Here is an 18,708-nt window from a genome sequence, read left to right as displayed (position 1 = left end):
TTTGTCGGGGGTTTATTTACATATTCTTTAAATAATCATCCACTGGAATTTTCTCTTCTTTCCTTGAAACTTCCTTAATCGGATGAAATTCCAGATCCAGTTTTGGTTTTGTAATGTGATATCCATTTCCAGAATATTCCTGTATTTGATCCAGTGTTCTCATTCTTTCTTTTTTTAGTCTCTTATGATACAGATACAGACTTTTCATAATCAGACAATCGGCAAAAGCAAATGCCAGTAAAACAACAAATAAAATAATTTCAAGATAATGTACAATAGGAAATTTACACAATGCATATACAAATAACGCACAAACAAAGACATCTTTTAACACATGTAATGCTGCGACACATCTGCTCTTTCCTATCTGAAACCATAAAATCCAAAACAGACTTAAAAACAATCCTAGAATTAAGACAAACAGAAAAAATACTCTGTATGATTCAAAGAAATTTTGTAAACTGTCCAGTGATATATTAGAACTGAAACTATCATAGTGTTGCATTTTCGCATCACTTAACTTCTCCAATATATATTTTAAATATTTCAAATTGCCCGATAGAGAAAATACAAATCCAATCCAGCCTATGTACATAAAAAAAAGTTCCAAACCAAACATCATTCTAACAAACATTGATGCAGTGTCTCTCCATATCTCTTTTTTTGACATTTCATGTCTTGACATCTTCTGTTTCATTTTATCCTCTCCCTGCTTTATCTTATGTATTCACAACTTCTAAAAATAGAAAAAGCTGTGATAAAATGAGTTCTTGTATTGCCTGCTACCTGTCTGATATCTGCCAATTAATTGGTTCTTCTCCATTTGCAGTTAAAAAATCATTTGTCCTGCTAAATGGTTTGCTTCCAAAAAATCCTCGATACGCAGATAGGGGACTAGGATGTGGGGATTCTATAATAAGATGCTTTGGATTGGTCAGCATCTTACGTTTCATCTGGGCAGGTTTTCCCCACAAAATAAACACAATTGGACGATCCAGATCATTTACGGCCTTAATAACTGCGTCTGTAAATTCTTCCCAGCCTTTTCCCTGATGGGAACCAGCCTGATGGGCCCGAACTGTTAAAACAGTATTTAACAAAAGCACTCCTTGCTCTGCCCATTCCTGTAAATATCCGTTATTTGGTATGTTACATCCAAGATCATCATGAAGTTCTTTATAAATATTCTCTAATGAAGGTGGAATTTTCACATCTGGCTGCACAGAAAAACATAAACCATGTGCCTGATTTTCACCATGATACGGATCCTGTCCAATAATGACAACTTTCACTTTCTCATATGGTGTTAAATGAAATGCATTAAAGATATTATCTGCTTTGGGGAAGATTAGGTGATGATTATATTCGTCCTTAACAAAATTATATAGATCACGATAATACTTCTTATGGAATTCTCCTCCAATTGCTTCTAGCCAATCATTTGTAATTGCTCCCATTGCTGTACTCCTTATAATTAAAATAGCATGATACAGACATTCATTCTTTAGAAAGCAGAAGAAACCCTGACATAGAGTTTCTTCTAACAATTTTCTAACTTGCTTTTGCAAGTTTTTTAATTTCTTTTCTGTATTGTTCATTGGAATCCATGCTCACTAAATATTGTACCTCATTTTCGTTCAGATTGAAAGAATCTTTTAATGAACCAACAATATTAGATTTTACATTATCCAAGTCATCCAGTACCTCAAGTTCAGAAGCACTTTCTTTGCATTTATCATAACGTTTCAAGCCCTTGATTAAAGAGTCAAGTGACTGTGGATACATTTCCATATTATAAAAATTATAATAGGAATCATACTCTCTATTCACGTACATTACCGTAGCAATTTTTTCATAGGTTTTTTCATCTTTTGCCTTTATCTTAATACCAGCAATACTCTGATATGCTTTTGTATATTGTTTTTCTTTAAAATAATCTTTTGCACTGTTTACACCATTGGAGTATGTAAAAGTGTTTGTTCCGATTAATATAAATACAGCTAAACATGCAGCTAAAACGAATACAATAGAAGCTCCCACCTTATTGATACGGCTTGTATCTACAGGTGTATTCTTCTCTTCTTCCTCTTTTAATCTTTTCTTCTCGGCAATCTTTGCAGCTTTTTGTTCCTGAACAGCTTTTTTCCTGTCTTCTTTTGCTTCCTTCTGCTTGGCTTTCTTTGCAGCCTTTTCTTTTTGTTTTTCTTCCTTTTCGGCCTGTTTCTGTGCCTCTAGTTCTTCTTCCGATGGTGCATCTGGATCTGGTTCTGGTCCAGGTACATTACTAAATAGCCTTTTCCATAACGATTGTTCTTCTTTTGGCTGTTTTTCTTTTGGCTGTTTTTCTTTTGACTGTTTTTCTTTTGACTGTTTTTCTTTCTTTTTGGATTTCTTTTTCGCTTTATCCTTTTCCTCTTCAGGTAAAAGTTCCATGATCTGCTTTTCCATATCATCCATCGCAGAATCATTCAACACACCTAAAGCATCTGAAAGAATATCTCCAACATCACTGGATTTATTACTCTGTAAAGAATCCTCCAGTGTTTCTTCACCAAGTGCCAGTATATCGTCATCTGTGATTCCCTGTGGTTCTTCTTCACTGGCTGGGTTATCAATAAGGCTTAAGATGTCATCATCTGTGATTCCCTGTGGTTCTCCTTCACTGGCTGGGCTATCAATAAGGCTTAAGATGTCATCATCTGTGATTCCCTGTGGTTCTTCTTCACTGGCTGGGCTATCAGTAAGGCTTAAGATGTCGTCATCTGTGATTCCCTGTGGTTCTTCTTCGCTGGCTGGGCTATCAATAAGGCTTAAGATGTCGTCATCTGTGATTCCCTGTGGTTCTTCTTCACTGGCTGGAGTTTCAGTCAAACTTAAAATACTGTCATCTGTTAATTCCTGTGGTTCTTCATCTGCCGCATCTAAAAAATTCATTATATCTTCATCTACATTCAGATCAGACGAATCAGTCTCAGGATCTTCTGATGGGAGTAAGCCATCCATGTTTTCAAACATATCATCGTGGTTTTCCGAATCACTATCTAACCCCAGATCATGAAGCAAAAGGCAAGCTTCGCAATACTCTTCGTCATCCAATGCAGGAGCACCACAATTTATACATTTTCCCATCTTAATCCTCCCTTCCTATCATAATAAACTTATATTGCCAATATTAACATAGGCAATATAAATTCACAATAATACTTAATACCTATATAGGGGTTCTTCCCCGTAAATTATACTCGAAAACCGGAACCTTATTTCGTTCCTAAAATTTTATCAATAGTCTCTACTAATTCTCCAATTTCAGGTTTGGAAAGCTGTGCATCTGCTCCAAGTAATTCTCCCTTTTTACGCATTTCTTCTGAAATTAAGGAAGAGAAAATTACAACTGGAATATCTTTTAAGACAGCATCATCTTTCACAAGTTTTGTAAGTCTATGGCCATCCATCTGTGGCATTTCAATATCTGTAATAACACAGGCCACTTTATCTTTTACATTACCCGCATTTTTAAAAGCATTTAATTTATCCCATGCTTCTTTTCCATTGTCTGTTGCAATAATATTGCTATATCCGGATTTATGTAGACATTCTGTAATCAGAACACTAAGTAATTGTGAGTCTTCGCTTATCAAGATTGGTAATTCGTTTCTTTTACGATTGGTTAGATGAGCAATATCTGAGACTTTTAATCCTGTTTCAGGACTAATATTTGCGACAATTTTTTCAAAATCAAGAATAATAATAAGCTTTCCATTTAGCTTAATGATACCTGTAGCCAATCCATTGCCCTGGCTGTTAATTGTATTATCCGGTTTTACAATGGCTTCCCATGAAACCCTATGGATACCAACCACACTATGAACATGAAATGCAACATTTATCTTGTTAAAGTTCGTAAGTACATACATATCCGATGCTATGTTCTGAGATTTCGGCATCTTAAGGCATTCCGATAACTCAACGATGGAGATGATCTCATCCCGTGGCATAAAGATTCCTTCGATTGCTGGATGTGCATTCGGTACTGGTGTTGGTGTTTTATATGGAAGTATTTCTTTTACTTTCGCAACGTTGATGCCATAATGGTTGTCGCCGACTGTAAATTCTAGAATTTCAAGTTCGTTTGTTCCACTTTCTAATAAAATTTCTGAAGACATTCGAATTCCTCCATTATCTATATTTTTTATTTCTTCTTACATTATAGTATAAAATTCACTTCTTTACAATTTTTTTCTAAACTATAACAACTTAGAATTATATAAAATATAACAGAATTTTAGGCTTAAATCAATCATTATTCCTATTTAATAGAGGTTTATTTTCCCATACCAGAAGTTTTCCATTTTATATTTGCATAAGATACCGAGTAGTTGTATACTTTTATTAAGCATAAATGCTCACATTTTTGCTTATCGTGACATAATTACCGGACAAAGGAGTAGAAATATGATCGCAATAAATGACTGCCCAGCAGGAGCAAACGAGAAAAAGACTGGTTCTGCTTATACTTCTTTTGTAAAAAAGTGGTATTTTTCTTCTACAACTAAAACAGAACGGCCTGTCAACATTTTATTACCTGCTCATTATACAGAAGCGAAAAAATATCCTGTAATGTATTTTCTCCATGGGATTTTTGGAGACGAAGACTCTATGACGGATCCAGACTGTGGTTCTGTCTACATGCCAGCCAATTTAGTTCTTGAGGGTTTAGCAAAAGAAATGATTCTTGTGTGTCCCAACATTTACGCCCAGGACTTGCCTGATGTGGAAAAAGGGTTTCATCAGGATTATTTTCACGGATATAACAATTTTATAAAGGATTTAACAAAGGATTTAATGCCTTTTATGGAAGCTAGCTATTCCATTGCAACTGGAAGAGAGCATACTGCTGTCTGCGGCTTCTCTATGGGTGGACGTACTGCACTCTACATCGTATTTTCCAAACCGGAACTGTTTGGTTATGTTGGTGCATTTGCCCCTGCACCTGGAATTGTTCCAAGTAAGGATTCTCATGCAGACCATATCGGACTGTTTAAGGAAGAGGACTTCCGGATAAAAAATCCAGAGTATACTCCTTACATAACTTTTATAAGCTGTGGAACAAAGGATTCTGTAGTTGGCAATTTTCCAAAAAGCTACCATGAAATCTTAACAAAAAACCAGCAGCCCCACACATGGGTTGAAGTGCCAGATGCAGACCATGATAACCGTTCCATTCGCACTGGTTTATATAATTTTATGACTTCTGTATTTCAATAGCAATATAGGCCAAAGTCTGAGTTTTTCACACTCTTGTGGCTGATAATGTATGGAAGAAACTCAGACTTTGCTGTGCCAGATGGGTGTTGCTGTTTTTTAGCGACTAGCTTCTTTGCTCTTTCATGTGAATCCCGTCCATGTCCTTTTAGGGACTTTTTGAATTATAGAAATTACTTCCACTCTTCTTCTCTTTCTGTAAAACCATGTTTTTTCTTTATCCTGATAACGCCATTTGCGATAAATCCACTTATGAATACCAGTAAAGTAACTCCCCATCCACCTGCAAGATTTGACCAGAGAGGATATCCATCTGCCGCACCATAAACACCACCTGATGCAAATAAATCCTTGATATTCAAACCGCAGAACAATAATAATACAACAGGAGCAATGTAACGGATTGAACCTTTAAACCACCACATTGGCATTTTGTATGCCTTTGCATTCCTATTAATCTCATATAATACTTTATCCATCTGAAAAATCCATCCGATTACAATACATTCCATTACACCGATAAGGATCATATTATACTGATTGGTCCATTTATCAACAATATCAAGCCATGCAAGTCCAGATTCCGTAATAAATACAATGGAAATTACAGCCGCTATTGCACAAATAATTTTTGTTACCTTCTTGCTGTTTAATTCAAAATGAGCTGAGATAGAGCGTGATACACCTTCAATAATAGAAAATGCAGAATCTACCGCTAATGTAGATAAACAAAGATAAAATACCATACCAAAAGCAGCATTTATCCATCCAGTGTTAGTAAGATTTGCCATCGCCTGTGGATAAATTACAAAAGCCGTTACGATACCTGATGCTGACATATCATTGGTTGTCATACCTACACCGTACATCGTTGTAAACATAACAACTCCGGATAAAACACTGACACCAAGATCGGCTAAAGCAATAATTGTCGCATCTTTAATTACGTTAGTCTCTTCGCTAAGATAAGAACCATATGCAATCATAATTGCCATCATAATGGATAAGCTGTAGAATACCTGTCCGATAGCATCCACAATCAGCCTTGCTACATTTCCATTTTCTATAACAGTTTTAAAGTCAGGTACAAAAAGTTTTGCAATACCTTTTGGACCACCTGGCATACTAATCCCCTTAATCGCCATAATACATAGAAAAATCAAAGGCAATGTAAGTCCTGTGTATTTTACTACTTTTCCTACACTGACCGTACCATTTCGGATACATGCATAAATTAATGCCCATGCTAAAACTAACGCAACAACCATTACCATTGGAATATGTAATCCTTGAATTGTCCCGCTTGTTTTTGTCATTTCGAAGAATACCTTACTTGCTTTCTCTGGTTTTCCTACCATTCCAGCAAACTTAGTACTGAATACAACCATTGCAAGTACCCACGCAAAAACCACTGCATAATAAGTTGCAATTGCAAATGCATTGGTTGTAGCTGCCCAGCCAACAAATCCGGATTTTTTATTCATGCTGCGAAATGCACCTATTGCTCCCTGCTTGGTTTTACGGCCAATTGCAATTTCCATTGTCAACATTGGTATTCCCAATATTATCAATGCAACTGCGTAAACCAGTAAAAAAGCTCCCCCACCATACTTTGCTGCTAATCCTGGGAATCTCCATGCATTTCCTAGACCAACCGCTGAACCGATGGATGCTAGGATAAATGTGACTCTTGAGGACCATTTTTCATTTGTCTCCATAACTAACTTCCTCTCTTTTTTTACTTACTATCAAATTATACTATTATTTTCGCAAATATCCAATCTATTTATTTTGGTTTTTTTTACTAAATTAGTTATTTTAAAAAAGGATAACACAAAATCTGTGCTATCCTTTTTGCTTTTTTTGATATATTTCGAGTTTTCGTATTTATATGCTATTTGAAACATTATTTCAAAACATAATCAGATGGTTTATTATTAGACGAACCATTGGCTACAAAATTAATGGTAACAGATGTTCCAGATGCAAAGGATGATGCCCAGGATGGACTCTTAATTGTTACTTTGTTTCCTGTCTGATCTGCCAGATCTGCACCCCATAAACTTTGAATGGCATTGGCACAATCCATTGTTAAAGTCCAGCCATTTAAAGTCTTGCCAGATTTATTGGTAACCACAATCTGTCCTTGATAACCATTGCCCCAGTCACTTACTACAGAGTATTCGAAAGAAATACCTGTGGATGCTTCTGGCTCTTTAGATGGCTGTGGAGATGGTTCTGCCGATGGTGCCTGGCTTGGTGCTGCAGATGGTTCTGGTGCCTTAGATGGTGCCGTACTTGGTGCTGGTGCAGCTTCCACTGGCTCAAATACCCACTGCTGATTTTTATTTCCATTATATAACCACTGGCATACATTGCTGCCATCCGTTTTTCCTATCTCATAAACGTCAATGGCTCTTTCATAATCACTTGTAGATGTTCGGATTACATATGTATTGGCATTGGAAGTTTTCTGAAGTTTGTATTTCTGAGACTGTCCATTCCATGCAGAGTAAATATGTACATTGGCACCATCTTTATTTTCATTCATGCCAATGTCCAGATTAAAACTGCCTAAGCCACTTTTTAATGTAATGGTTCCATCTTCCTGATTGGTTACATACCATTTCTGTCCTGCTTTTCCTGAACTAGTTCCGATTTCAACATTGACTGCATTTTCACCTGTATTATCTTTTACCTGTAAATATTTCTGAGAATCTACACCCTTTATATAATACCAGCCGTCTGCTACTTTTGCTTCTTCAAATCCAAGGGATGGTGTGGCAGATGGCTGTGGAGCAGTACTTGGTGCTGTGGATGGTGCTACACTTGGTGCGGCAGATGGAACGGTTCCACTTTCAGATGTGAACTTCCACCAGTTGAAGTTGAATAAACTTCCACTACCACCTGTAAAACGGAAGTATAAATCATGCGTGCCTGTTGCACCACTGATACTGCAGGTTTTTGTCACGTATTTCTGCCAGTCTCCTGTACTTGGAACCGGGCATGTGCCTACTAATTTACCGGTTGCACTGTCTAAGCGGATTTCAATGTTTCCTCCAGATGTAGCAGAAGCAACGCGGGCTTCAAATGATTTTGCTCCACTTCCGAAGTCTACACCTTTTACCATGATATAATCGCCATTTTCGATATAACTTACATTCTGTGTACCTTCACCACATTTTTCTGTTTCAACACCAGATTCATAACAGATTGTCTCAGCTTCATTTAATACATATGGATTTAAATATTTCAGCTGGGCTGGGCCATTTTTTGACATGCTAATCTGTGGAATGGAACCGTCTGATTTATAAGTAAACTCTTCTACTGCAACGGAACGCTGGAAGCCGTTACCGCCTGGAAGCTGTCCATTGTGATAGAAGAAATAGGAATGTCCCTGATAATCTACAATACCTGGATGGTTCGTAAAACTTCCTCCTCCAGATGGCATAATTACACCTCTAAATGTCCAAGGACCAGTAGGGCTTGTACTTGTAGAGTAGCAGATATTTTCTGGGATTCCCGATGCTGCATATACCATGTAGTACAAATTGCCTCTGCGGTAGAACCAAGGGCCTTCCTCAAATAGAGTTTTTCTGTCAGGGTTGCCATTACGCTGGCCAAATGACTGGGTTGTTAAGTTCACTGTCTGAACTCCGCCTGTATAAGATGTCATGTTGGAGTTTAACTTCACATATTTTAATGCTGGATTTCCCCAGTATAAATATGCTTGTCCGTCATTATCTATGTAAACGGTTGGGTCGATATTACCGTAACCTGGACCTACCAATGGTTTGCCGATGGCATCTTTAAATGGTCCTTCTGGTGAATCCGATACCCCAACACCAATTGCGGTTCCTCCATTGGCTGCTACTGGAACGTAATAATAGAATTTTCCATTACGTTCGATACACTGGCCTGCCCATGCATCTCCCTTTGCCCAGCTAAATGTTTTATATCCCATAGGAGAGCCACAATCTACCCAGTTTACCATATCGGTAGTTTTATAGCATCTCCAGTCATTCATTTCGTAATAAGACGCACCATCTTCATCATGGCTGGTATATAAATATAAGGTATCTTTATATACCATAGGTGCCGGATCCGCTGTGTAGAGTGTCTGCACAATAGGATTCTGTGCCTGTACTGCTGCTGTATTAACTCCAATACCGCCTCCCACAAGTAAAGGAATTGCTGCAACAGCTGCGATTGTCTTATTCCATTGTTTTCTCATGTAATCATCCTCCATTAAATACATTTTTTATAAATGTGTTACTTTTGCATAAAGCGTGTTGTTTTTAGCGTTTTCTACCTGGTTTGGCTACTTCCAATGCAAATAGAAAAGACTAAGGGAACGTGCGCTACTGCTTTATTCTTTTCAGCTCCTTTCATGAATCAATCTGTGCACTATAAATGTGTAACAAACCTATTATGACATATTTTTTTTCAAATGAATAGTAAAATGGTAAAAAGTGTACGATTTGGTTGCATGATGTGATCGTGAAAGAATTTTAGTATACAAATAAGATGCAGTAAATTTATGGGAGATAATAGTTTCCATTAAACCACTATCTCCCATATTTAGAATTGTCTATTTCCCAACAATCCCTTTTTCATATGACAATATTACATTTCCTGCTGCATCTTTTTTACATACTCACATAAACTTGTTACCGTATCAAAATCTTTGAAATCTAAATGTTCATCATCAAATTCAATCTCATATTTATCTTCAATCAACAGTACTAGATTAATAAATGATATTGAATTAACTGCTGCTACAGATAACTGTTCGTTCTGTTTTAATAATTTAGCGCAATCTGGTGTTTCTGATACTTGTGCAATCATTTCCACAATCTCATCAAAAAGTTTCAAATCATATACCTCCTCGTAATATGCAGACATCTCCCTCTGGCACTATGGAAATCTGCTTTTGCTAACTTATATTTACAATACTACATGTCTCTAATTCTTTCCTATCAATCTTTCCATTTTGACTAATCTCAAAATGATTTCGTTTTACAAAAACTGCTGGAAGCATGTAATCTGGCAGACGCTTAAGAATCACATTACGTATTTCATTTTCGTCCACATTATGCTCCTGTGTATAAAATGCACATAAATAGCTATTATCGTGTTTTCCTTTTCTTACAACAACAGCAACTTCTTTAATGCCTTCAATAGACTGAATTACACTTTCGATTTCACCCAGTTCAATTCGGAAACCATTTATCTTCACTTGATTATCAATTCTACGCAGATAATGATATTTTCCATCTGGCAAACGTTCTACTAAATCTCCAGTTCGATATAAATAATTTGCTGATATTTCAGGCATCTTCACAAAACGCTGCTTTGTTAATTCCTCCTGCTGCCAATATCCCTTCGCTAAACCAACTCCACCTAGATAAAGTTCTCCTTTATCCGATATTTTCATTTTCTCATCTAATAGATATGCTTCAAAATTACGAAGTGGCACTCCAATATCAACTATCTTATGGCAGCCTGTAACTTCTCCTGCAAGGGAATAAACCGTTGCTTCCGTCGGACCATAGAAATTATAAATCTTTGCATTTGTATTCTCACGCATACGCACAAGTAAGTTAATCGGGAATGCTTCCCCTGCCACTAAAATGTATTTTACATTTTTTAAGCAACTTAAAGACTCATCGCAGCTTGCCAAATAACGAACTGTTGACGGTGTCATTTGAATCATATCAATCGGATATACTTTTAGTCTCCTGCCTAAAAGCCTAGGATTATGAAGCTCTTTTCCTGTTGTTAAGTAAATTGTCATCCCATAAGACAATGCAATAATGCTTTCCACTACAAATACATCGAATACTATTCTTGTCATGCTGAATATGTGCATTCCTGGTTCCATAGGAACATAATCTAACATTGCTTCTCTCAAATTGCAGATCGATTGATGCTGTATCATTACCCCTTTTGGTACTCCTGTCGAACCTGACGTATATAACAAATATGCCAAATCTTCTTTATCAATGCCAGTTGTCACAAGATATTCTTTTATATCACAATGTTTATCTACCTCATTCACATTGATTTTATGAACGCTTTTTACCTGTATATCTTTTGTTTCTTCATCAACAATCAAAACATCTAATCCACTGCTTTCCAAAATTATCTGAACTCTTTCATCTGGATAAGATGGATCAATTGCTACATATGCCTTGCCTGTTTTTAAAATACCAACCATAACCGCCAGCATATTCACCGTTCTTTGCATAAAAATACCTACCAGCTTACTCTCACAGCCAAAGCTTTCTATATTGCCTGCAATAACTGCTGCTCGTTCGTTTAGTTCTCCATATGAAAGCCTTTCATCTCCTGATATAACAGCAATGTCATCCTTATGTACTTCTGCCATTTTTTCGATATACGTAACAATGGAATTAAACTTTTCTTTCTCTTTACACATAACAAATATCTCCTAATTTTTTGATAAACCAGTTTTTATGCAATGCAGAATATGTTCGGACTTAAAATCATTTTCAATGATTTGTTCTATTGAAGCAAGTATCTTTGGATAAACAGATTCATAATTCCCCATGTTTGCCTTCACAAAAAGACGCAAAATCCTTGTCCATAGTACATTATTGTTTTGCAATATGTTTAGTTTTTCATCTTCAACTGCTACACCAGCTACCATAACGTTTTTTAAGATATTTGAAGAAAACAAATTCCAGTAATTAGGCATCATAAAAAAGTATTTGTGAAGCTTTGAAAGTACCGCTTTTGCATATTTTTCTGGCATGCGAGACATCTCTTGCAATAATGTCTGTAATCTCATGATTGCTCCAATGCCTTCACATTCTTTTGCATATTGCGTATTTATTTTACTATAATATGCAAATTCCATCTTATCAATTGTGTGCTTAAGGAGTTCATCTGGCTTGGCATTCCATCCGTCTCTCTCAACAAGAACCCATCGATTTTTGATTGGAAAACCACTATTCATAAGTGTTCCAGCTGGATTTTCGGATGCTCGTGCCCTAAAATAATCTCGGTATCCTATCGTACCTTTTGAAAAGTAAGGACTATACCAATCTACATACGTAATTTCTTCCTTGCTATCATCATAACCACATACAAGAATGGAATGAATGGAATGCTCTGTATGATAAAATGGCATATAAGGCAAATCATATACATCTACCATTACTATCACAGGAATTCCTGCATCTATGTTTTTTTTGATTTCTGCAAAATTTCCAACACTATCAGACTTGTCTCTAGGATAATTAATATGTATCAGTGAATCAAATGGACTTAACACACTGGTACTATCAATATCGTAGATGCATTCCAGATTCTCAGGTTCATCCTCATTCACACAAAAACGTATGCCAGGTATTGTATCAATATAAAGCGAACTATGTTTTACCCCATAATAATCCAGCACAAGTTTTATATTATTGTGAATACAAAAATTATTATAATCGTCTAAAAACTCATATTCAAAACTATAAATATCGCTATTTATCATACCAACCTCACTAAAATTCAAACCATGTTAGTTTTGTCTGAAGATATTGATCCATTGCTTCCAATGATTTATCTCGTCCAAAACCAGATTGTTTAAATCCACCATGTGGAACACTCCAATCTCCATCACTTGTACTATTGATTAACACTTTACCACATTTAATCTTAGATCGTAATTGCATCGCCTTCTTAAGGTCATCCGTCCACACAAATGCACATAAACCATAACTGGAATCATTTGCAATTTCAATTGCTTCCTGGCAGGAATCAAACTCAAGAACGCATAAAACTGGTCCGAAGATTTCCTCTTGTGCAATTCTCATAGAATTTTTTACATTAACAAATATAGTTGGCTCTATATAATATCCACCTTCTACTGGATGAACCTGATTACCACCAATTAGAAGCTGGGCTCCTTCTTTTTTCCCAATCTCTATATACGATAACACTCTTTCCATCTGCTCACGGCTTACAATGGTTCCCATATTGCATTTTGGATCAAACGGATTACAAGGCTGATACTCTTTACAATACATAAGAATTTTCTTAAGCAAATCGTCTTTAATTTTTTTATCAACCAAAAGTCTAGTAGGTGCATCACAAACTTGTCCACTATTGTAAAACATAGCTCCAACCGTTTGTTTTGCAACATCATCCAGATTCTTGGCATCTGCAAATACAATGTTTGGACATTTTCCACCACATTCCAGAGACACTCGCTTCATATTTGAATTTCCAGCATACTGCAGCATCATTTTTCCCACCTCAGCAGAACCTGTAAAGGTGATTTTATCTACATCCATATGCTCTCCTAATACCTTCCCTGTAACTTCACCTAATCCTGGAAGTACCTGTAAGACTCCATTTGGAATTCCTGCTTGTGTTGCAAATTCTGCAATCCTTAACATTGTAAGTGGTGATTGTTCTGCTGGTTTTACAATTACACTATTACCAGCAGCTAGTGCTGGAGCAAACTTCCATACCGCCATCATTAAAGGATAGTTCCATGGAATAACAGCTGCAACAACTCCAACAGGTTCCTTTGTAATTGTTGCAAAAATAGAATTTCTGGTTGTTGCTACATCACCATATACTTTATCGATGGCTTCTCCGAACCAGCGAATTCCTTTCACACAACGCTTCATTTCCCCCATGGAATTATTAATTGGTTTTCCCATATCAAGCGTTTCTAGATATGCTAACTCTTCAATATGTTCCTCTATGATATCAGCAAATTTGTAGAGGATCTCTTTTCTGTTTTCAGGATTTTGACCTGACCAGACACCTTCTTCAAAGGCTCTTCTTGCAGCCTTTACAGCAAGATTAACATCTTCTATCTGGCAAAAGGCAATGTCTGTAATTACACTTCCATCAATCGGACTTATATTCTCGAATGTTTTTCCTGTTACAGACTTTTGATACTTACCATCTATATAGGCTTCTGTATAAATCGTAATTCCTTCTTTTATCTGCATAATTCCAACCTCCTTTATTGAAATTCTTCAACCACCATGGATAACCTGTTCTTGTTTAAAACCGTCAATTCAAATACCCCTCCGCAATATTTTGAGATTAAAGATGCCATATCTTTTAAAACATCCATGACTTCTTCTTCCTGAAGCAGTCCTACCTGTTCAACAAATAAACAAATATTTTTTGTATCCTCACTTATTTTTGTTTTTTCACATTCACGCCAATTCCATCTTCTACAAAGTACTTCTTGACTATCCCTATATATTACTTCGTTTTCTTTCACAAGTTCTGCTTCAGAACCATGCAGTACATAGAAAGACTCTGTTCCATCCGCAATTGTAAGTTTAATATACTCGCTGACTGCGTCTAAATTGTCTCCACCTACTGGAAGTCTGTATTTTAAGGAAATTGCATTGTATATATCAACAACTGGATTAATTCTTCGGATGTGATGTTCATTATTATCAGAAATGATCCTTCTGATCAGATTTTCGATGGAACAATGAAATTTACTAGCTTTTGCACCAAATTGGCGATATACATTTCGCCAAACCTTTATCTCTTCCTTCTCCTGTATTTGTATACCTTGATAATCATCAAGAATCTTTTGTTCTTGTTCCGCTAACAACTGGTCAAGCTGTTCCTCATTTCCTTTATATTCATTTATAACCTGCTTAATAATAAGCACACCCACTTGTACATTATCGTATTGTTCTGCCACTCTGGCATCCATCTCTATCTTCACATTACGCCTCCTAATCTGGTAGCAATTTCATGTTTACAACAAAATTCTCTAGCTTGTCAAACATCAAATGATTAATATTGTTACGTTTCTTATAATTTTTAGCAACTGTACTCAATGCTAGCTGCCATAGACTATAAATCTGATAATTATCTAACGAATCTGTTACGTAAACTGGCACACCTGCATTCATTAAATCACAATTCATTAGATAATGAGAGTAATCATTGTCTACAATCTCCATGCCGTAGCGTTCATGGTTACTCATAATATCAGTACCTGGATATGGAACCATAACGGAGATATGCGTAACATCAACTAAATTTTCTGCCGTTAATTTATCAAGCAGCTTAATAGTTGAGATACAAGTATCCAGCGTATCTCCCGGCAATCCAATAATAAAATATCCTTGTATAGCAATATCATATTTTTTTACCATAGCACAAATTTCATCAATTGCTTTGTCTTTATTCGCATCGTATTTCTTGGAATTTGTTTTTTGCAAGACTTCTTCTTCAACACTTTCGATACCGATAGCCACTTGAACACAACCTGCCTTTTTCAGATATCCTAATGTTTCATCATCAAGTATATTTGGACGTGTCTGACACCACCATTTCATATCCACCCCGCTCTCAATGAGAAGCTTGCAAAATTCTATAGTATCTTTCTTATTGCATGGGAAACACAAGTCTCCAATCAGCATTTCGGTACAGCCATACTTCTCATGAACCATCTTTATTTCAGCTATTACATCTTTAAGTTCTCTCTTACGATAATCACAAAGGAATAACTGGTTTACAACGCAATAGTCACAATCACCAATACAACCTCTGGATAAATAGATTCGAGGAATCAACGGAACATCTTCAGGCCACTGATCATAATCCGGAAGCGGAATCTGATTAATATCATAAATGTGGTTAATCATTTTATCATTTATGATCTCTCCCGCTTCATTCCGATAAGCAATGCCCGTTAAATCTGTCCAATCTTTATCTTCTATTATTCGTTTTACTAGTTCAGGCAATATTTCTTCTCCCTCACCCTTTACGATAATGTCAATTGAATCACAATTCTTTAAAGAATCTTCTACTACAAAAGTAAAATGAATTCCGCCTGCAATTACGACACATTCTGGATTCAATTTCTTACAGATTTTTGCAATTTCCATTGCTCGTAAACTAGAACGTGTAAGAGATGATAAACACACAATTTTAAATTTCTTTTTCTTTAGTACTTCTTCCATATCTTTTTCTGTGATAAATTCACCTGTTTTCTCATATTTAACATAATCATATAAATGAAAATCAATTAACTGTGTTGTAAATAAATGATTTTTTAATGCTGATGAAAGGAAAAGCAATCCCCAGTTTGGTTCAATAGGAAGATCCCCGATAAGGGAACCTATCTTGTCGCTTTCCTCCCAGTAATGTGTTTGAACCACATCAATCTGTTCAACTGCGACATGCTTGAGCACAGGAGGTTGGATCATTAATACATCTATCTTTTTTTCCTCCAAAAAAATCTCATTAAATTTCATTTATTACTCCTCCTATACGTTCTTTAGTTTGTTTTCAATTAGCTTCGCAAGTGACTGAATTGATATATCTTCTAGTATATACATGAGCTCAATTTGCACTCCATAGGTTTTTTTAATCTCTGCCAGCATCTTAAAAGCCTGTAATGAAACTCCACCTATATCATAGAAATCTTGCTCTATAGTAAAATTATCTTTTCCTAATATATTTTTCCAGATCTCATAAAGACCACTTTCTATCTCTTGTAGACTCATGGAACACCTCCATTATTTTCCTATCTTCCATCAATTATAATATATTCAAATGCTATAGATCCTGCATCTGAAAGACATCCAAGAATATGCAAAAGGTAATCACCATAAGCATATAATCAACATCAATTGATGTGCTTAAACTAAAGTCCGATGAACAATATTGTTTTTTTAATCGTTCCACTGTATCTGGATTAAAGTATCCCTGCCTTTTGATTCTTTCATAGGATAACAAATCATTGATCCACTCGAAATTTTCTTTTAACAGAAATGGACTTCCAGGAGCAACGAAAATAAATTTCTCTCGATTGATAATTTCATTCGGAACATATTTTTTAGCAACTTCTTTTAAAATATATTTTTCTACAAAATTATTTAATTTAAGATCTGGTGGAACTTTTGTAAGGAATTCTACTAAATCTTTATCCATAAATGGAAATCTGCCTTCTACGGAATTGGCCATTAACATTCGGTCACTATGATCCGAGATTAAATGATCCGCTAGTCTTACTTTCATGTCAATATAGGATCTCTGATGGATTGGATGTCTGCCTATAATCTTTGAAGTATTTACCACATTAAATTTTGTATAGTCAAATTCACTATATTTTTCCATTACTTTACTACTAAAGAGTTCCCTTTTAATTTTAAATAATTCTGTAAAATCGCTTTCGTATTTAAATAATGGATCTCCCCATACTTTTTCACGATATGCCTTTTCTTCTTTACTTGCTTTTGCATTCATATTTCTCGCATAACGCAATTTATCAAACCGATAGCTAGGATATCCAGCGAAAAGTTCATCGGAACCTTCTCCTGTCAAAATTACTTTTATTCCGCTTTTTCTTGCCTCTCCCGATAGTGCTAATGTAGCTGTATTATAAGCCTCCTTTACAGGTGCTTCGGTATGATATATTACTTCTCTCAATCGCTTTGCAACATCTTCTGTCTGAAAAAGCACTTTATGATGCTCGTACCCTAGCTTTTTCGCAACAAGCTCAGAATATTTCTGCTCTGAAAAATCTTTATTTTCAAAAATAACAGAGAAAAGTTTTCTTTGTTCAGAAGACAGAGCTTTCATCATACAAGTAATTAAGGAGGAATCTAGTCCCCCACTTAGAAATGCACCCACTTCAACATCTGCTTGTAATCGATACTTAACTGACTGTAATAATAATTCTTCCAATTTCTCAGTATAGTAACTTTCCGGATGCCTCTCATAAGACTCGGCTGTTTTTGGATATACAACATCCCAATATTCGTGCACTTGTATTTCTTCCCGATTATGACGTGCTATCAGATAATGTCCTGGCTGAAGACTCTTTATGTTCTCAAACATAGTACGAGGGCTAACTGGAGCAGGTAAAGAGAAGAACTGCTCCATACTGGTTAAATCTACTTTTCTCTTTACCTTTTGATTTGTTAAAAGCGCCTTTATCTCCGACGCAAAAAACAATACTCCATCAATTACGGTATAGAACAAAGGCATTACCCCAAACTGATCTCTTGCAAGGAATATCTTTTGACGATTTTCATCAATAATTGCAAATGCAAATTGTCCATTAATTCGATCTAGCATCTGTTCGCCCATCTCTTCATACAGATGCAGCAGTACTTCCACATCTGTATTCGTGCAGAATACATGTCCTTTTGCAATTAGTTCTTTTCTTAATTCTAGATAATTGAAGATTTCTCCATTGCATATTAAATATATGGTATGCTCCTCATTCACGATGGGTTGATTTCCATTGCCAAGATCAATGATACTTAATCGGCAAAATCCCAATCCATAATAATCCGTAATTCGATACCCCTCTTCATCTGGTCCTCTATGAATAAATGTTTTTGTCATCAATTTGATTTGTTCTACGTTGGCTTCTCCATAGCCAATTGTGTTAAACATTCCACAAATTCCACACATAGATTTATC

At 35.9% G+C, this 18,708-nt stretch carries 15 protein-coding genes; 1 reads left to right on the top strand and 14 read right to left on the bottom strand.

Annotated elements, in window-relative coordinates; genetic code table 11:
• Nucleotides 1-16: 16 nt before the first annotated feature.
• The 4 genes from BMY85_RS06445 to BMY85_RS06430 all read right to left on the bottom strand — a co-directional run bounded on the left by BMY85_RS06445 (nt 17) and on the right by BMY85_RS06430 (nt 4,163).
• On the bottom strand, nt 17-697 hold the full coding sequence (locus tag BMY85_RS06445) for a hypothetical protein (RefSeq protein WP_092477445.1): 681 nt from the start codon (nt 695-697) through the stop codon (nt 17-19).
• 85 nt (nt 698-782) lie between these two features.
• Complete coding sequence (locus tag BMY85_RS06440; protein ID WP_092477482.1) at nt 783-1,457, bottom strand: uracil-DNA glycosylase; 675 nt, start codon at nt 1,455-1,457, stop codon at nt 783-785.
• A gap of 94 nt (nt 1,458-1,551) precedes the next feature.
• Nucleotides 1,552-3,129: a hypothetical protein gene (locus BMY85_RS06435; RefSeq protein WP_092477444.1), complete on the bottom strand. Its 1,578-nt coding sequence runs from the start codon at nt 3,127-3,129 to the stop codon at nt 1,552-1,554.
• 128 nt (nt 3,130-3,257) lie between these two features.
• The gene (locus BMY85_RS06430) at nt 3,258-4,163 is read right to left on the bottom strand and encodes a chemotaxis protein (protein WP_092477443.1); all 906 of its coding nucleotides are present in this window, start codon (nt 4,161-4,163) and stop codon (nt 3,258-3,260) included.
• Between the two features lie 289 nt (nt 4,164-4,452).
• On the opposite strand from BMY85_RS06430, the gene BMY85_RS06425 reads away from it, so the two are divergent.
• Entirely contained in the window at nt 4,453-5,265 is an 813-nt protein-coding gene (locus tag BMY85_RS06425) for an alpha/beta hydrolase (protein ID WP_092477442.1), read from the top strand.
• A 170-nt stretch (nt 5,266-5,435) separates the two neighbouring features.
• On the opposite strand, the gene BMY85_RS06420 is transcribed toward BMY85_RS06425, so the two are convergent.
• From BMY85_RS06420 to asnB, 10 genes are all read right to left on the bottom strand, one after another.
• Nucleotides 5,436-6,980, bottom strand: coding sequence for a sodium-dependent transporter (locus tag BMY85_RS06420; protein WP_092477441.1), 1,545 nt, complete (start codon nt 6,978-6,980; stop codon nt 5,436-5,438).
• A 188-nt stretch (nt 6,981-7,168) separates the two neighbouring features.
• Nucleotides 7,169-9,496 carry a family 43 glycosylhydrolase gene (locus tag BMY85_RS06415; protein WP_092477440.1) on the bottom strand — a complete coding sequence of 776 codons (2,328 nt, stop codon included), beginning with the start codon at nt 9,494-9,496 and terminating at the stop codon, nt 7,169-7,171.
• 392 nt (nt 9,497-9,888) lie between these two features.
• A complete protein-coding gene (locus BMY85_RS06410) occupies nt 9,889-10,137 on the bottom strand; it encodes a phosphopantetheine-binding protein (protein WP_177180669.1) in 249 nt (82 codons plus the stop codon).
• Nucleotides 10,138-10,198: 61 nt separating this feature from the next.
• On the bottom strand, nt 10,199-11,704 hold the full coding sequence (locus BMY85_RS06405) for an amino acid adenylation domain-containing protein (protein ID WP_092477438.1): 1,506 nt from the start codon (nt 11,702-11,704) through the stop codon (nt 10,199-10,201).
• 12 nt (nt 11,705-11,716) lie between these two features.
• Nucleotides 11,717-12,772, bottom strand: a complete 1,056-nt coding sequence (locus BMY85_RS06400) for a BtrH N-terminal domain-containing protein (RefSeq protein ID WP_092477437.1) — start codon at nt 12,770-12,772, stop codon at nt 11,717-11,719.
• Between the two features lie 10 nt (nt 12,773-12,782).
• On the bottom strand, nt 12,783-14,246 hold the full coding sequence (locus BMY85_RS06395; protein ID WP_092477436.1) for an aldehyde dehydrogenase: 1,464 nt from the start codon (nt 14,244-14,246) through the stop codon (nt 12,783-12,785).
• Between the two features lie 14 nt (nt 14,247-14,260).
• A complete protein-coding gene (locus tag BMY85_RS06390) occupies nt 14,261-14,989 on the bottom strand; it encodes a B3/B4 domain-containing protein (protein ID WP_092477435.1) in 729 nt (242 codons plus the stop codon).
• A 10-nt stretch (nt 14,990-14,999) separates the two neighbouring features.
• Complete coding sequence (locus BMY85_RS06385; protein ID WP_092477434.1) at nt 15,000-16,529, bottom strand: B12-binding domain-containing radical SAM protein; 1,530 nt, start codon at nt 16,527-16,529, stop codon at nt 15,000-15,002.
• Nucleotides 16,530-16,541: 12 nt separating this feature from the next.
• Nucleotides 16,542-16,781, bottom strand: coding sequence for an acyl carrier protein (locus tag BMY85_RS06380; protein ID WP_092477433.1), 240 nt, complete (start codon nt 16,779-16,781; stop codon nt 16,542-16,544).
• A 52-nt stretch (nt 16,782-16,833) separates the two neighbouring features.
• Nucleotides 16,834-18,699: an asparagine synthase (glutamine-hydrolyzing) gene (asnB, locus tag BMY85_RS06375; protein ID WP_092477432.1), complete on the bottom strand. Its 1,866-nt coding sequence runs from the start codon at nt 18,697-18,699 to the stop codon at nt 16,834-16,836.
• Between the last annotated feature and the right edge of the window lie 9 nt (nt 18,700-18,708).

It is taken from the genome of [Clostridium] polysaccharolyticum (assembly GCF_900111595.1).
GTDB lineage: Bacteria > Bacillota > Clostridia > Lachnospirales > Lachnospiraceae > Clostridium_AI > Clostridium_AI polysaccharolyticum.
The sequence above is the reverse complement of the archived record's forward strand: the minus strand, read 5'-3'. Positions and strand labels throughout refer to the sequence as shown.

Bases quoted from the DNA above. Each gene is read 5' to 3' on its own strand.
- BMY85_RS06400 (WP_092477437.1), bottom strand. From the start codon at position 12,772: ATGATAAATAGCGATATTTATAGTTTTGAATATGAGTTTTTAGACGAT.
- BMY85_RS06385 (WP_092477434.1), bottom strand. From the start codon at position 16,529: ATGAAATTTAATGAGATTTTTTTGGAGGAAAAAAAGATAGATGTATTA.
- BMY85_RS06380 (WP_092477433.1), bottom strand. From the start codon at position 16,781: ATGAGTCTACAAGAGATAGAAAGTGGTCTTTATGAGATCTGGAAAAAT.
- BMY85_RS06395 (WP_092477436.1), bottom strand. From the start codon at position 14,246: ATGCAGATAAAAGAAGGAATTACGATTTATACAGAAGCCTATATAGAT.
- BMY85_RS06415 (WP_092477440.1), bottom strand. From the start codon at position 9,496: ATGAGAAAACAATGGAATAAGACAATCGCAGCTGTTGCAGCAATTCCT.
- BMY85_RS06430 (WP_092477443.1), bottom strand. From the start codon at position 4,163: ATGTCTTCAGAAATTTTATTAGAAAGTGGAACAAACGAACTTGAAATT.
- BMY85_RS06445 (WP_092477445.1), bottom strand. From the start codon at position 697: ATGAAACAGAAGATGTCAAGACATGAAATGTCAAAAAAAGAGATATGG.
- BMY85_RS06420 (WP_092477441.1), bottom strand. From the start codon at position 6,980: ATGGAGACAAATGAAAAATGGTCCTCAAGAGTCACATTTATCCTAGCA.
- BMY85_RS06440 (WP_092477482.1), bottom strand. From the start codon at position 1,457: ATGGGAGCAATTACAAATGATTGGCTAGAAGCAATTGGAGGAGAATTC.
- BMY85_RS06405 (WP_092477438.1), bottom strand. From the start codon at position 11,704: ATGTGTAAAGAGAAAGAAAAGTTTAATTCCATTGTTACGTATATCGAA.
- BMY85_RS06425 (WP_092477442.1), top strand. From the start codon at position 4,453: ATGATCGCAATAAATGACTGCCCAGCAGGAGCAAACGAGAAAAAGACT.
- BMY85_RS06435 (WP_092477444.1), bottom strand. From the start codon at position 3,129: ATGGGAAAATGTATAAATTGTGGTGCTCCTGCATTGGATGACGAAGAG.
- asnB (WP_092477432.1), bottom strand. From the start codon at position 18,699: ATGTGTGGAATTTGTGGAATGTTTAACACAATTGGCTATGGAGAAGCC.